Origin of the sequence: Pseudomonas sp. FP597 (assembly GCF_030687435.1) — a bacterium.
Lineage (GTDB): Bacteria > Pseudomonadota > Gammaproteobacteria > Pseudomonadales > Pseudomonadaceae > Aquipseudomonas > Aquipseudomonas lactucae.
The window spans coordinates 3,279,437-3,292,455 of record NZ_CP117432.1 but is presented as its reverse complement, the minus strand read 5'-3'; the positions used below and the strand labels follow the sequence as shown (position 1 = coordinate 3,292,455).

Genomic DNA, 13,019 nt, shown 5'->3' with positions numbered 1-13,019 from the left:
TCGGCTCCTTAAAGATTGCGTGAAATGACCATGCGTTGGATATCGCTGGTGCCTTCGTAAATCTGGCAGACCCGCACATCGCGGTAGATCCGCTCCAGCGGGAAGTCGCTCAGGTAACCGTAACCACCGAGGGTTTGCAAGGCGGCCGAGCAGACTTTCTCGGCCATTTCCGAGGCAAACAGCTTGGCCATGGAAGCCTCCACCAGCGCCGGCTTGCCGCTGTCGCGCAGGGCCGCGGCGTAATGCACCATCTGCCGGGCCACGGCAATTTGCGTGGCCATGTCGGCCAGGCGAAACGCCACGGCCTGATGTTCGATCAGCGCCTTGCCGAAACTTTCGCGCTCACGGGCATAATCCCGCGCCGCCTCGAAGGCTGCGCGCGCCATGCCCACCGCCTGCGAGGCGATGCCGACGCGCCCCCCTTCAAGGTTGGCCAGGGCAATCCTGTAACCCTCGCCCTCCTCGCCCAACCGGTTGGCCACCGGCACCTTCACGTCTTCAAACAGGATCTGGCAGGTATCCGACGCATGCTGGCCGAGTTTGTCCTCGACCCGCGCCACGCTGTAGCCCGGTGAATCGGTGGGCACGATAAACGCGCTGATCCCGCGCTTGCCGGCGGTCGGGTCGGTGACCGCGAACACAATCACCACGCCGGCGTTTTGCCCCGAGGTGATGAACTGTTTGCAACCGTTGAGCACATAGTGGTCGCCATCAAGGCGCGCACGGGTTTTCAGGCTGCTGGCGTCGGAGCCGGCCTGGGGTTCGGTCAGCGCGAAGGCGCCGAGCATGGCGCCGCTGGCCAGGGGCGTGAGGAATTGTGCTTTCTGTTGTGCGTTACCGAAGGTGAGGATCGGCACACACCCGACCGAGTTGTGCACGCTCATGATGGTCGAGCAGGCGCCGTCACCGGCGGCGATTTCTTCCAGGGCCATGGCGTAGGCCAAGTAACCGGTGTCGCAACCGCCCCACTGTTCCGGCACCAACATGCCGAAAAAGCCCAGCTCGGCCATCTCGCCGATGGCTTCTCTGGGAAAGCGGTGCTCGCGGTCCCACTCGGCGGCGAAGGGTTTCAGACGCTCCTGGGCAAATTGCCGGGCCGCGTCACTGATTTGCAGCTGTTCGTCATTGGGCAGCATGGGGGACAGTCCTTAATACAGGCATTCGACGGCCATGGCCGTGGCTTCACCACCGCCGATGCAGATAGCGGCAACACCGCGCTTGAGGCCTTGCTGGCGCAGGGCCGAGAGCAGGGTCACCAGGATCCGCGCGCCGGAGGCACCGATCGGATGGCCCAGGGCGCAGGCACCGCCGTGCACATTGACCTTGGCATGGGGGATGTCCAACTTGCTCATGGTCACCAGGCTGACCACGGCGAAGGCTTCGTTGATTTCGAACAGGTCGACGTCAGCCAGGTCCCAGCCGGTCTTGCTCATCAGCTTGCGAATCGCGCCCACCGGCGCCACCGGGAACAGCCCCGGCTCATCGGCAAACGCCGCATGACCGTGGATGACGGCCAACGGTTTGAGCCCACGCTTGCGCGCCTCGGATTCGCGCATCAGCAGCAAGGCCGCCGCACCGTCTGAAATCGAACTGGAGTTGGCCGCCGTCACCGTGCCGCCTTCGCGGAACGCCGGTTTCAGGCCGGCGATCTTGTCCAGCTTGGCCTTGGGCGGCTGCTCGTCATGCAGGATGGTCTTCTGCTCCTTGCCCACGGTGACCTGTACCGGAACGATCTCGGCGGCAAAACTGCCGTGGGTGATCGCTTCCTGGGCGCGGGTCAGGGAGGCGATGGCGAAGGCATCCTGGGCCTCACGCGTAAAACCGTTATGCAGGGCGCAGTCTTCGGCGAAGGTGCCCATCAGGCGGCCCTTGTCGTAGGCGTCTTCCAGGCCATCGAGGAACATGTGGTCGAGCACACGGCCGTGGCCCATGCGGTAGCCGCTGCGTGCGCGGTCCAGCAGGTAGGGCGCGTTGGACATGCTTTCCATGCCGCCGGCGACCACCACCTCGACGCTGCCGGCCAATAGCGAATCATGGGCCAGGATGGCCGCCTCCATGCCGGAACCGCACATTTTGTTGAGTGTGGTGCAGCGCGTGGACTTGTCCAACCCGGCGCCCAATGCCGCTTGGCGGGCGGGCGCCTGGCCGAGACCGGCGGGCAGCACGCAGCCGAACAGCACTTCATCCACCGCATCCGGGGCGATACCGGCACGCTCCACCGCCGCACGAATCGCGGCCGAACCCAACTGCGGGGCAGTCAGGCCCTTGAGGTCGCCCTGGAAGCCGCCCATGGGCGTGCGCACGGCACTGACGATAACGATAGGATCGTTCATGACTACTCCTCCTTACTTGGCTGCCATGCGCAAGGCACCGTCGAGACGGATCACCTCACCGTTGAGCATGCTGTTTTCAATAATGTGCCGCACCAGCGCGGCGTATTCGGCCGGCTTGCCCAGGCGTGGCGGGAATGGCACGCCGGCGGCCAGGGAGTCGCGCACCTCTGGCGTCATGCCGGCCATCATCGGGGTTTCGAAGATGCCGGGAGCGATGGTCATCACGCGTATGCCAAAGCGCGCCAACTCGCGGGCGGCAGGCAGTGTAAGGCTGGCGATCGCGCCTTTGGACGCCGCATACGCCGCCTGGCCGATCTGGCCGTCGAACGCCGCCACCGAGGCGGTGTTGATGATCACACCGCGCTCGCCATCGGCATTGGCGTCGGTTTCAGCGATGGCCGCCGCCGCCAGGCGCAACAGGTTGAAACTGCCGATCAGGTTGACGTTGATCACCTGGGCAAAGCTCTCCAGCCCGTGGGGACCGTTCTTGCCGAGGATTTTCTCGCCGCGCACCACACCCGCGCAGTTGACCAGCCCGTGCAAGCCACCAAAGGCTTGCACGGTGGCTTGCACGGCGGCTTCGGCAGCGGCCTGCTGGCTGATATCGGCCACGGCGCTGCGGGCGTTATCCCCCAGTTGCTTGGCCTGGGCCGCCACCGCGTCGGCGTTCAGATCCACCAACATCACCTTGGCGCCCGCCGCGATGAGCATCTGGGCCGTGGCCGCCCCGAGGCCCGAAGCGCCGCCGCTGACCAGAAAAACCTTGTTTTCAATCTGCATCATTTTTTCCTTGTTCGATGGACCCGGTAACGAGCGTATGGGCCGAATAGTCGCTTCAGCGTTGCGCAGCGACAATGGTCAAAGCCTTCAACATGGCTGACCGTTTTGGCCAATCCCCATTGATCTTAGCCCGTACCGATCCTGCGGCCGGTTCAAGCGACTGAGCGGATGCGTGTTTGACACCTGCCTTGGTCTGACCGAAGCTGACGACTTTGCCTACGCTGCCCGAGCTTTTGGACACCCGCATGTCAAAGTCACGCCGTTCTGCCCTTGTCGGCCTCTGCGCCTTGTTGTCGATTGTGCTGATCACTTGGTACGTCACCCGCTCCACCCCGGTGGCTGTAACACCCGCCATTGCCCATGGTTACGCCAAAGCCCTGAAGCAGGCGCGTAACGGCGAGCCTGGCGCCGCACGTGTGCTGTATCAGCAACTGGGCCGGCCGGACTTGTCCGATGAACGCCGGGTCGCCTTGCATGCCGAACTGCCTAACTACCCCAGCCCGCAAGCCTTGAAACTGGCAGATAAGGACCTGTCCAACGCCTCCCCCCTGGTCCGAGAAGCCGCGATCCACAGCATTGTCGGCCTGGTGCCCACCGGCCAGCGCACACTGTTGCTCGGCCCGGTGCTGGATGATCCCGAACAACCTGTGCGGTTTGCGGCGGCCAACGCCTTGCTCGGCCTGTCGCCGGACACCCTGGGCCTTTATTTCGGACCGTTGCAGCAGGTGCTGGATGAATTTGTGAAAACACTCAAGACCGAGCCCGAAACCGCCGAAAGCTGGATTCAACTGGCACGCCTCTACATCCACAGCGCCCTGCTGCCCGAGGCGCAACACGCGCTGGAACAAGCCATGCGCCTGCAACCGGAAAACCTGCGCGCGGTGGTCGCACAGATCGAGCTGCTGGATAAACAAGGCAAGAGCGACGAGTCGCGGCAACTGCTGGCCCGGCAACTGGCGGCGCACCCGGAATCGGCTTATCTGCAACACGCCCTGGGCCTGTGGTTGCTGCACCACGGCGAGCGGCCTTATGCCCTGCTGGGCCTGTCCAAGGCGGTGGAGCTGGAACCGGATAATCAGGATTACCGTTACGACCTGGCCACCACCCTGCATGACCAGCAGGAACTGGAAGCTGCCCAGCGTCAGCTGGAAGAAATCGTGCAGCGCCACCCGGCCAATCGCAAGGCGCGCGTGCTGCTGATCAACTACTGGAAAGAAGGCGGCCAGTTACAGAATGTGCAGGTGCTGCTGGCGCAGCTGGAACAACAGAACCCGGACGACCCGGCTCTGCAACAGGGGCTGTGAGGCGCGCTGCAACTTATTGAAAAAACTCCTGACGGTCCACAAATTGAAGCTTTTGGTTGAACGGCTGCAAAGTGCCATGGTCAAGTGAACATGGCATGTCGTCAGCGGCATGCACCTCTATTTGTCTGTGACTCGAGGGCACTACTTGTCTACATCCACAGAGCAACTCAGCGAAAAAGCGGCCATCGGTATCGAAGGCCTGGATGACATCCTCCGCGGAGGCCTGTCGCGCAGCCACCTGTTTCTGTTGGAAGGTGAGCCCGGCACAGGTAAGACCACCGTGGCACTGCACTTCCTGCAGGCCGGCGCAAAAGACGGCGAACGTAGCCTGTACATCACCCTGTCCGAGACCGAGCGGGAATTGCGCCAAGGTGCCGAGTCCCATGGCTGGAACCTGAACGACAACATCCACATCTTCGAACTGACACCGCCGGAAAGCCTGCTCAATGCCGAGCACCAGCAGAGCCTGTTGTACTCCTCCGACCTGGAACTGGGTGAAGCGACGCGGCAGATCTTCGAAGTGGTCGAGCGGGTCAAACCCACCCGCGTCGTCATCGACAGCCTTTCGGAAATCCGCCTGCTGGCGCAAAGCTCCCTGCGCTACCGAAGGCAGATCCTGGCGATCAAGCACTATTTTGTACGTTATGACGCCACGGTCTTGCTGTTGGACGACCTGACCACCGAGTCCCTCGACAAAACCGTGCACAGCGTGGCCCACGGGGTGATTCGCCTGGAAGAGTTGACCCCCAACTACGGCGCTGAACGCCGCCGGGTACGTATCGTGAAATACCGTGGCCAGAAATACCGAGGCGGCTTTCACGACTTCACCATCATGCAGGACGGTATCCATGTGTTCCCACGCCTGGTCGCGGCCGAACATCGCGGTGGCTATATACGCCAGACCCTGAGCAGCGGCATCGCCGAGATGGATGCCTTGATGGGCGGTGGCGTCGAGACCGGCTCCAGCAGCCTGATCCTCGGCCCCGCCGGTACCGGCAAATCGCTGATCTCGATGATCTTTGCCGCCGCCGCCGTGGCACGCGGCGAGAAGGCCGCACTGTTCATCTTCGACGAAGAGTTGGGCCTGCTGTTCGAACGCATGCGCAACATGGGCATCGACCTCGCGGCCCTGCAGGCCACCGGCAACCTGCTGATCGAACAGGTGGACGCCGCCGAGCTGTCCCCTGGCGAGTTTTCCCACCGCGTAAGGCGTTGCGTCGACGAGGGCGGGATCAAGACCGTGATCATCGACAGCATCAACGGTTACCAGGCGGCCATGCCGGAGGAAAACGCGCTGATCCTGCACATGCACGAGTTGCTGCTGTACCTCAACCGTCGTGGCGCGGCGACGTTCATGACCGTCGCCCAGCACGGGCTGGTCGGCGACATGCAGACCCCGGTCGACATTACCTACCTGGCCGACACGGTGATCCTGCTGCGCTACTTCGAGGCGCTGGGCAAAGTCCGTCGGGCCATTTCGATTATCAAGAAACGCACCGGCTCCCACGAATCGACGATTCGCGAATACCGCATCAGCGGCAATGGCTTGACCGTGGGCGAGCCGCTGGACAACTTCCAGGGCGTATTGCGCGGCATTCCTATCTACATGGGCGCCGGTTCGCCCCTGCTCAAGGATGAGGGATAGTGCCGCACCTGACTGCCTTCTCCGCGCGCGCGATCATCCTGGCCCCGCTGGGACGTGACGGCGCACTGGCGCTGATGATGCTCAAAGAGGCCGGCTACAGCGGCATGGTCGCCACCAGCCTGCCGATGCTGTGCGAGGCGCTCGAACAGGGCGCGGGCCTGTTGATCATCGCGGCCGAAGCCTTGCGCGGGGTCGACCTGGAACCGCTGCTGGAGTATTTGCACCAGCAACCGGCCTGGTCGGACATGCCGATCGTGCTGATGACCCATCACGGCGGCAACGAACAGAACGGCGCGTCGCACCTGAGTGGTTTGTTGGGCAACGTCACCTTCCTGGAGCGCCCCTTCCATCCTGTCACCCTGATCAGCCTGGTCAGCGCGGCCTTGCGCGGCCGGCGTCGCCAGTACGAAGCCCGTGACCGCCTGATCGACTTGAGCGAAAGCGAACTGCGTTTGCAACGCACCCTGGAAACCCTGGAGCAGCAGGTCGAGGAGCGCACGGCGCAACTGCGCAGCAATGAAGAAGCGCTGCGCCAGTCGCAGAAAATGGAAGCCGTGGGCCAATTGACCGGCGGTATTGCCCACGACTTCAACAACATGCTCACCGGCATCATCGGCAGCCTCGAGTTGCTGCGCAGGCGTGTGGCACGCGGCAAGCTGGACGACCTGGACAGCCTGATCGACCTGGGGGTCACCTCCGCCAACCGCGCGGCCGGGCTCACCCACCGCCTGCTCGCCTTTTCGCGTCGGCAATCGCTGGACTCCAAACCGGTCAATATCAATGAACTGGTGGTGTCCATGGGCGCCTTGCTGCAACGCAGCATTAACGAGAGCATCACCCTGCAGATGCGCTTCGACGATGACCTGTGGACCGCCGAAGCCGACCCCAACCAACTGGAAAGCGCCCTGCTCAACCTGGTACTCAATGCCCGGGACGCAATGCCCAACGGCGGCAAACTGGTGGTGGAAACCACCAACCGCCACTTGGACTCTGTGTTTACCGCCGCCTATGGCACCCTCGCGCCGGGCGATTACGTGGAGCTGAGCATCAGCGACAACGGCTGCGGCATCCCCGAGAGCGTGATCAATCGCGTGTTCGATCCGTTTTTCACCACCAAGCCGATCGGCCAGGGCACGGGCCTTGGGTTATCGATGATCTACGGGTTCGCCCGCCAGTCACACGGCCACGTCACCCTGCACAGTGAAGTCGGCAAAGGCACCACCGTCAGCCTGTTCCTGCCGCGGTATATCGGCGAAATGGCCAAGGTCGAGCCCACCAACGCGGCGTTGCTGCCATTTGCCAATGCCGGCGAAACCGTGTTGATCGTCGAAGACGACCCCGCCGTGCGCGTGCTGGTCTGCGCGGTGCTCAAGGAACTGGGCTACGCCTATGTCGAAGCCGGCGACGCCAACGCCGCCGTGCCGATCATCGAATCCGAACAACGCATCGACCTGCTGATCAGCGATGTCGGCCTGCCGGGCATGAACGGCCGGCAACTGGCGGAAATCGGCCGGCAAATTCGTCCCGAGCTGAGAGTGTTGTTCATTACCGGTTATGCCGAACATGCCGCCGTGCGTGGCGGGTTCCTGGAGCCTGGGATGCAGTTGATCACCAAGCCGTTTACGTTTGATCTGTTGACGGCGAAGGTGCGGGAGATGATCAAGCAGTAACGTGCTTAAAGAGCCGGAGAATTGATTTGAAACGATTGGAGATAGCCTGATCCGTAAGAGATAGGAACCGGGTGTTGTAATCCAGGCACATAGGGGCAAACCCTGCTGGATTCATATCGGTGGGACTGTCGCCCTCTCGCCTGGTTATTCCGATGCCGCCAATCTCCGACGTCAGTCATTTGCCTCAAACGCCTCGTTCGATCCCTCCCCTGTATCAAGCGCCCGCGTTGCGGCTGTCATCGGCGGCCGACACGTCACCGCAGACACCGCGCGAAAAAGGTGACAGCGAACTCGCTCAACTGTATGAAAATCGCCTCCGGGAAAACGACAACAGCACACACACCTCACACATCGGTGGCTTACGCCTCGAGCGTATTCCAGCGTCGTCAACATTCGGGCAATGGCGCCAACACTTGCAGAAACTGCTGCAGATGCCTGATTTCGTCAATTGGGCAAACGAACACCACGTAGACCTTTCCAAGCCCCTGACGATTTTTCCGCCGCGTGGTGTGACGCCGGCCCGGATTGCCTGCGTATTGAAAAGCGATGGCAAGGCAGGGTCCAGTATGCCCTCGATTCGGCAATTCCCTGCCTTCCCACGTTCATGGCCCCTGATTACGCAGGCGGCCACGGTGCTGGCTAACGGGCAGTTAATGGTACAGCTGGAAAAGGATGGCTCGGCCAGGATGAGCGACGTGGCACGGTTTTATGGCGAACGCCTGCCACAGACCCAGGAGCAATTGCATAAGCGGGTCGAGGAATTGCAGATGAGTGGGGTACTGGGTACCGGGGTCCTTGATAACGAACAGATACGCATGCGCTCGGACGATGCCCTCGATTACGAACAACAGAAACTGGGCGATATCCAGAATCGCCACCGATTCAATGACGTGCTGAAAAACCAGTTTCTGACGCGCTATGTCCCACAGCTCCTGGAGGTTGAGGAACTCGCTAAGCTGCCTTCCACCGACAAACGTTATCTGAGCCCGGACCGGCTAGAAGTTCGTCACAAAGAAATCATCGAGCAGTGTCTGGAGGCAACCTCCATGCCTGTTGCCGAGCAATCCGGATATGCGCGGACTCAGGGCCTGGCAACGGATGAGCGGGTCAGCCTGAAGCGCTATATCGAAGATAATGGTTGGTTGATGCCCACTAACAAGAACGAGCTTGAGTGTTTGTTTGACAGCAACATGGGGTCGGTCCCTGTGAGACCCGCTCACGGCGACTTCGGTGGTGCACTGTCCTGGCCAATGCCTGCGAGCGATCAAGACCTGCGCGGGGCTTATTACCACCCGATTCAGTCGATTGGCGCTGTTGCGGAGCATGGCCTGTTCAAGCTGCTCACACAACGATTCGACTGGAATGAAGCCACGCTGGCTCATCCTCGTGCGTTTATCGAGCAATTGCTTGAATCGCCCATCGCCAAGGAAGTGGGGACAGAGCTGAATGCCAAATACGGCGGCGCCTCCAGCGCATCCAGTGTTTCAGACTGGGCGCTCACGGCGCTTCAGGTTTCTCTGGATAAAGAGACGCTGCTTGATCAATCGCAAACATCCAAGCGAACCCGCGTGGCCGGTTTCGACTTGGCCGACTCCAGGCACGTCACACAACACCCGTCACAGGTGGTGCAAGCGCTGGCGGCACATCTTCAGGCTCAGGGCAAAACCACCGCGCCGTTAGCGCCCATCGCCGCGCATCTGCTGTTATCGCGTTGTGCTCCGGCCTATCTCGTCAAGGACATTCCCCCCGGTGTCACCTATGGCTCCCACACTTGGCTCAGCCTTGAAGTCGCCGTAGCCCGCCTTGAGGCCAAGGCGCCAGGCTCAACCGGCCTGATGACTTATGCGCAAGTGATGAAGCAAACGCAGGTCGCCCCCATTTCCGCCGATGAGCAAGCCGTGGAGTTCACGGCTCAACACGCCGCACTGAAGGACTGGGCAGTCGCCAACGGCGTCATTGCGCGCAGGCCTGACGACGAGTACACGCAGGCCCAGATGCAGACGGTACGCAACGCCTTCAACGAGCAACTGGATGCGCTCAAGAACGCTTCCGCGGCCTATGCCAGCACTATGCCCACACGCCGGGAAATAGCCCTTGATGAACTCGAGCGTGCCTACGGCAAGGGGATTGCCTTCGAGGAAAAATGCCTGACGTCCTTTTTGCCCAACCGTGATTATCCTGGCCCTTACTCCTTGCTCGACATTTATTTGTCCCAGGACCACGAGCACAAGATCGGGCATGAATGGCGCTCTTCCAACCCCGCCATTCAGATTGACATGACACGAGGTGTCTATAACTTACCGGACCCCACCGAGAAGTTTAACCAGGCATTTGCTGCTTATGTCGACGCGATGAAGAAAGCCATCGCCACCCAGACCAGGCACTTGATCGCGAGCTTACCGCTGGACGATCGTCGCCACATCGAGTTCGGCAAGCTGACCCTGGGCCCTAAGTTCTCGACCCCCCAAACCCCGTTCGGTCCAGGCAAAAAGACGCGCGTTCCGAACGAACATACTGTGTTGCTTGAGACCGTGCATAAGGGCGAGACACGCTTCTACGAACTTAACCTGAAGGACAGCACCCTTCGGCGGACAGACACATCACCGCCGACGTTGGGAGATATATCGGACAGCGCAGGCAAGCGAATTTTCCCGCACGCCGACCGCCTCCTTGAAAGCCCCGCCAAACCCGACACCCATGGTCTCTTCCAAAGTTTTGGCAGTGAACGAACCACATTGATAGCCGATGCCATGGTGGCCGATGCCAATATCCAGCGTCACGAAGCCGACGCCCGCGGGCAGACGATCTTCGAGACCGAAGTGCCGTTTTACAAGAAAGGACGCGAGTTTTTATTGAACCTGATCCCATTGCGTTCGGCGATCAAGAGTTTTCGCGAGGGCGATGTGGCTGGCGGCATTATCGACTTATCGATGGACATTTTTGGGTTCATGGTCGGGGCCGGAGCAGCGGCCAAGGGTGCCCGGTTACTGCGCGGTGGCTCCAGGTTGAGTCAGGGCGTGAGTATTATCGGGCGTGCTGCGATAGGTGCGTTGAACCCATTGGATGGCGTTGGCAACCTGGTCTTGAACGGGGTAAAGGGGATTCACAAAGGAGGATTGAAAGCCATCAGGACACTGCAGGGCAGCGCCGATGGTTACGATTTGATTGACGCGAGCCGGCGTTTTGATGCCAGTGCAATGGGCACGTTCAAACACCTGGATACCGTCGCTGAAGGCCCCGCAGTACTTAAAGACGGCAAGTGGTACGCCTTTGACACGCTGAGCAAACAGCCATACGGCAAGGCGCTGGATGAGTTTCAACCCTTGATCAGGGCCAACGGGCAGATGCTGGATGCGCACAAGTCTGCCGCTGCAATCCCCGCTGGCAGTAGTGAGAATTGGGTGAACTGGGTGGAAGCGAAGAAAAACGGTCCGCACGGTACACAGTTCGATCAGGGATATGCCGAGGGTGATCCGCTCAGCGTTGCCGGCTACCGAGCAGAAATGAAAGCCGACGAGGTCATGGGGCTTGCACGCTCCGGCGCTCTGACGCCGGCCGAGATCGGCATCTTGGTCCGGCAGCGGGAGCGGCTCGCGGTGCAGCACAGTTTCAGGGGGGTCAACAGGTTTTACGAACACATGAGCGCCGCCAATGGTACGTTCACTCCGATCCCCCAACTGTTCTATCTCAGCCAAACCAACCCCCTGAGTAAAGGGCAATGTGCGGCCCTGTCACGTGTGATGGCTAACGCCACAGCGCAAGGGAAGGAAACCCAGTTCATTGCAAATCTCTTTACGGCGGCAGCCAACCCCGTGGAATCGAGACAGTTCGTTGAGCACTTGACCACCATTCAAAAGCAGTTGGAGACACCCACTCAATTTCATGCAGCCATGCCGGTACGCAAAATGGGCCATGCACAATTGGTGGACGAGCTGGTAGATGCCAAAGGTCCAAAAACCTTGATGATTGGCACGGCTGACCACGCAATGATGGCCGGAACCAACGGTGAAGGCCCTGCGAAGCGCTTCTTCTTCTACGATCCCAATTACGGTGTGAGTGAATTTCGCAGTGCTGACGCCATGAAAATGGGCCTAGAGAAACTGTTCACCGATAAGCGCCTGCCCGTACCTTATAAGACTGCGGGAACGGATCCGACCAAGCTGGAGTTCAATGTGAGTACTCACAACGACTCATGGAGCAAAATCAATCATATTTCTGATTCGTCAGTCCAGGCGCTGATTGACAAAACCATCGCCAAGCAAACTTCCAAGCTTGCACCTGACCGTAGCGTTCCCGCAAAACCACAAACGGTCGAAGTGTTCGTTGCTGAGTCAAAAACCCTGCAAGACCAAACGAGTATTCTCAAAACCGATGGTCTGAGTGACTGTTCAGCACTTATCGTATTAACGGATCTGAAAGACGGCATCTACCAGAAACGCACCCTTATTCACTTGAACGGTAGCTACCTGGACGCGCCCGTAGACCGGTCGAGCAACGCCTTCGAGCTGATCCGGCAATTGGATGAGTCGTTGGAGCATGGCGGCAAGGTGATTTTCGTCGGTGGTACTACAACCCGTTCCGCAGTGGGCGTGGGCAGCGTATTGGGCCAAGCGAACAGCCAAGGCGGTAAACCACTGCTGGCGCTGATGCAGAAAAAGGATGTGTCTGTAACCTATGCCAGTTCCGTCGGGGTCGAGGTCTATCCCGACGGCCGCTTCAAACTGCGCGATGATGATGGAGCGGGCGTATTCGACAACAACAAGATCAAGGACATCCTTGACTGGGCGCGAGACTGACGCCTGGCGCCGCCAGGGAAGGCACATGCAACGCGGCTGATCACGCCAGCAGTCGCTGGATATGCTCCTGCAACGTATCCAGATCAAACGGCTTGCCCAGGATCGGCGCGTTGCGCGTGATCGGGCTGTTGCAGTCGAGGATTTCCTGTGGGTAACCACTGATGAAGATGACTTTGAGTTCCGGCCGCAACTTGAGTGCCGGCTCGGCGATCTGCACCCCGGAAATTCCGCCGGGCAGGCGATAGTCAGTGACCATCAGGTCCAGGTGCGGTTTGGTGGCGAGGATTTCGAACGCCTGCTCTCCATTGATGGCCTTCAACACGCGATATCCCAGGCCCGCCAGGTATTCACCCAACACAAACATAATGGATTCGTCGTCCTCGACGATCAGTACGACATCTTGTGCATCTTCACTCATGGGAAGCCTTTGTTATCCGGTCAATTGCTGCATGTACGACCATGGGGTCACACAGAGGTTGCGTCGGGGTGAC

The 13,019-nt window shown here is 60.4% G+C and carries 8 protein-coding genes; 4 read left to right on the top strand and 4 right to left on the bottom strand.

Translation table 11 applies throughout. The annotated features are described in order from the left end of the window. Nucleotides 1-8: 8 nt before the first annotated feature. Genes PSH66_RS15230 through PSH66_RS15220 form a run of 3 tightly spaced genes read right to left on the bottom strand, consistent with a single transcriptional unit; the run spans nucleotide 9 to nucleotide 3,113 of the window. A complete protein-coding gene (locus PSH66_RS15230; RefSeq protein WP_003173872.1) occupies nucleotides 9-1,136 on the bottom strand; it encodes an acyl-CoA dehydrogenase in 1,128 nt (375 codons plus the stop codon). Between the two features lie 12 nt (nucleotides 1,137-1,148). Next, the gene (locus tag PSH66_RS15225) at nucleotides 1,149-2,333 is read right to left on the bottom strand and encodes an acetyl-CoA C-acyltransferase (protein WP_305427105.1); all 1,185 of its coding nucleotides are present in this window, start codon (nucleotides 2,331-2,333) and stop codon (nucleotides 1,149-1,151) included. 12 nt (nucleotides 2,334-2,345) lie between these two features. Beyond that, entirely contained in the window at nucleotides 2,346-3,113 is a 768-nt protein-coding gene (locus PSH66_RS15220) for an SDR family NAD(P)-dependent oxidoreductase (protein WP_305427104.1), read from the bottom strand. Between the two features lie 245 nt (nucleotides 3,114-3,358). Between PSH66_RS15220 and PSH66_RS15215 the strand changes: the two genes are divergently transcribed. The 4 genes from PSH66_RS15215 (at nucleotide 3,359) to PSH66_RS15200 (ending at nucleotide 12,528) form a co-directional block, all read left to right on the top strand. Next, the gene (locus tag PSH66_RS15215; protein ID WP_305427103.1) at nucleotides 3,359-4,417 is read left to right on the top strand and encodes a hypothetical protein; all 1,059 of its coding nucleotides are present in this window, start codon (nucleotides 3,359-3,361) and stop codon (nucleotides 4,415-4,417) included. 145 nt (nucleotides 4,418-4,562) lie between these two features. Next, nucleotides 4,563-6,062 carry an ATPase domain-containing protein gene (locus PSH66_RS15210; RefSeq protein WP_305427102.1) on the top strand — a complete coding sequence of 500 codons (1,500 nt, stop codon included), beginning with the start codon at nucleotides 4,563-4,565 and terminating at the stop codon, nucleotides 6,060-6,062. Nucleotides 6,063-6,136: 74 nt separating this feature from the next. Continuing rightward, nucleotides 6,137-7,732, top strand: a complete 1,596-nt coding sequence (locus PSH66_RS15205) for an ATP-binding protein (protein WP_370694853.1) — start codon at nucleotides 6,137-6,139, stop codon at nucleotides 7,730-7,732. A 152-nt stretch (nucleotides 7,733-7,884) separates the two neighbouring features. Then, entirely contained in the window at nucleotides 7,885-12,528 is a 4,644-nt protein-coding gene (locus PSH66_RS15200) for a hypothetical protein (RefSeq protein ID WP_305427100.1), read from the top strand. Between the two features lie 40 nt (nucleotides 12,529-12,568). Here the strand turns inward: PSH66_RS15200 and PSH66_RS15195 are convergent, their stop codons facing one another. Continuing rightward, entirely contained in the window at nucleotides 12,569-12,946 is a 378-nt protein-coding gene (locus PSH66_RS15195) for a response regulator (RefSeq protein ID WP_078824620.1), read from the bottom strand. Nucleotides 12,947-13,019 lie beyond the last annotated feature (73 nt).

What these genes read in the sequence shown, in the direction of transcription:
- PSH66_RS15225 (WP_305427105.1), bottom strand. Translation starts at nt 2,333, where the DNA reads ATGAACGATCCTATCGTTATCGTCAGTGCCGTGCGCACGCCCATGGGC.
- PSH66_RS15230 (WP_003173872.1), bottom strand. Translation starts at nt 1,136, where the DNA reads ATGCTGCCCAATGACGAACAGCTGCAAATCAGTGACGCGGCCCGGCAA.
- PSH66_RS15205 (WP_370694853.1), top strand. Translation starts at nt 6,137, where the DNA reads ATGATGCTCAAAGAGGCCGGCTACAGCGGCATGGTCGCCACCAGCCTG.
- PSH66_RS15220 (WP_305427104.1), bottom strand. Translation starts at nt 3,113, where the DNA reads ATGCAGATTGAAAACAAGGTTTTTCTGGTCAGCGGCGGCGCTTCGGGC.
- PSH66_RS15200 (WP_305427100.1), top strand. Translation starts at nt 7,885, where the DNA reads ATGCCGCCAATCTCCGACGTCAGTCATTTGCCTCAAACGCCTCGTTCG.
- PSH66_RS15195 (WP_078824620.1), bottom strand. Translation starts at nt 12,946, where the DNA reads ATGAGTGAAGATGCACAAGATGTCGTACTGATCGTCGAGGACGACGAA.
- PSH66_RS15215 (WP_305427103.1), top strand. Translation starts at nt 3,359, where the DNA reads ATGTCAAAGTCACGCCGTTCTGCCCTTGTCGGCCTCTGCGCCTTGTTG.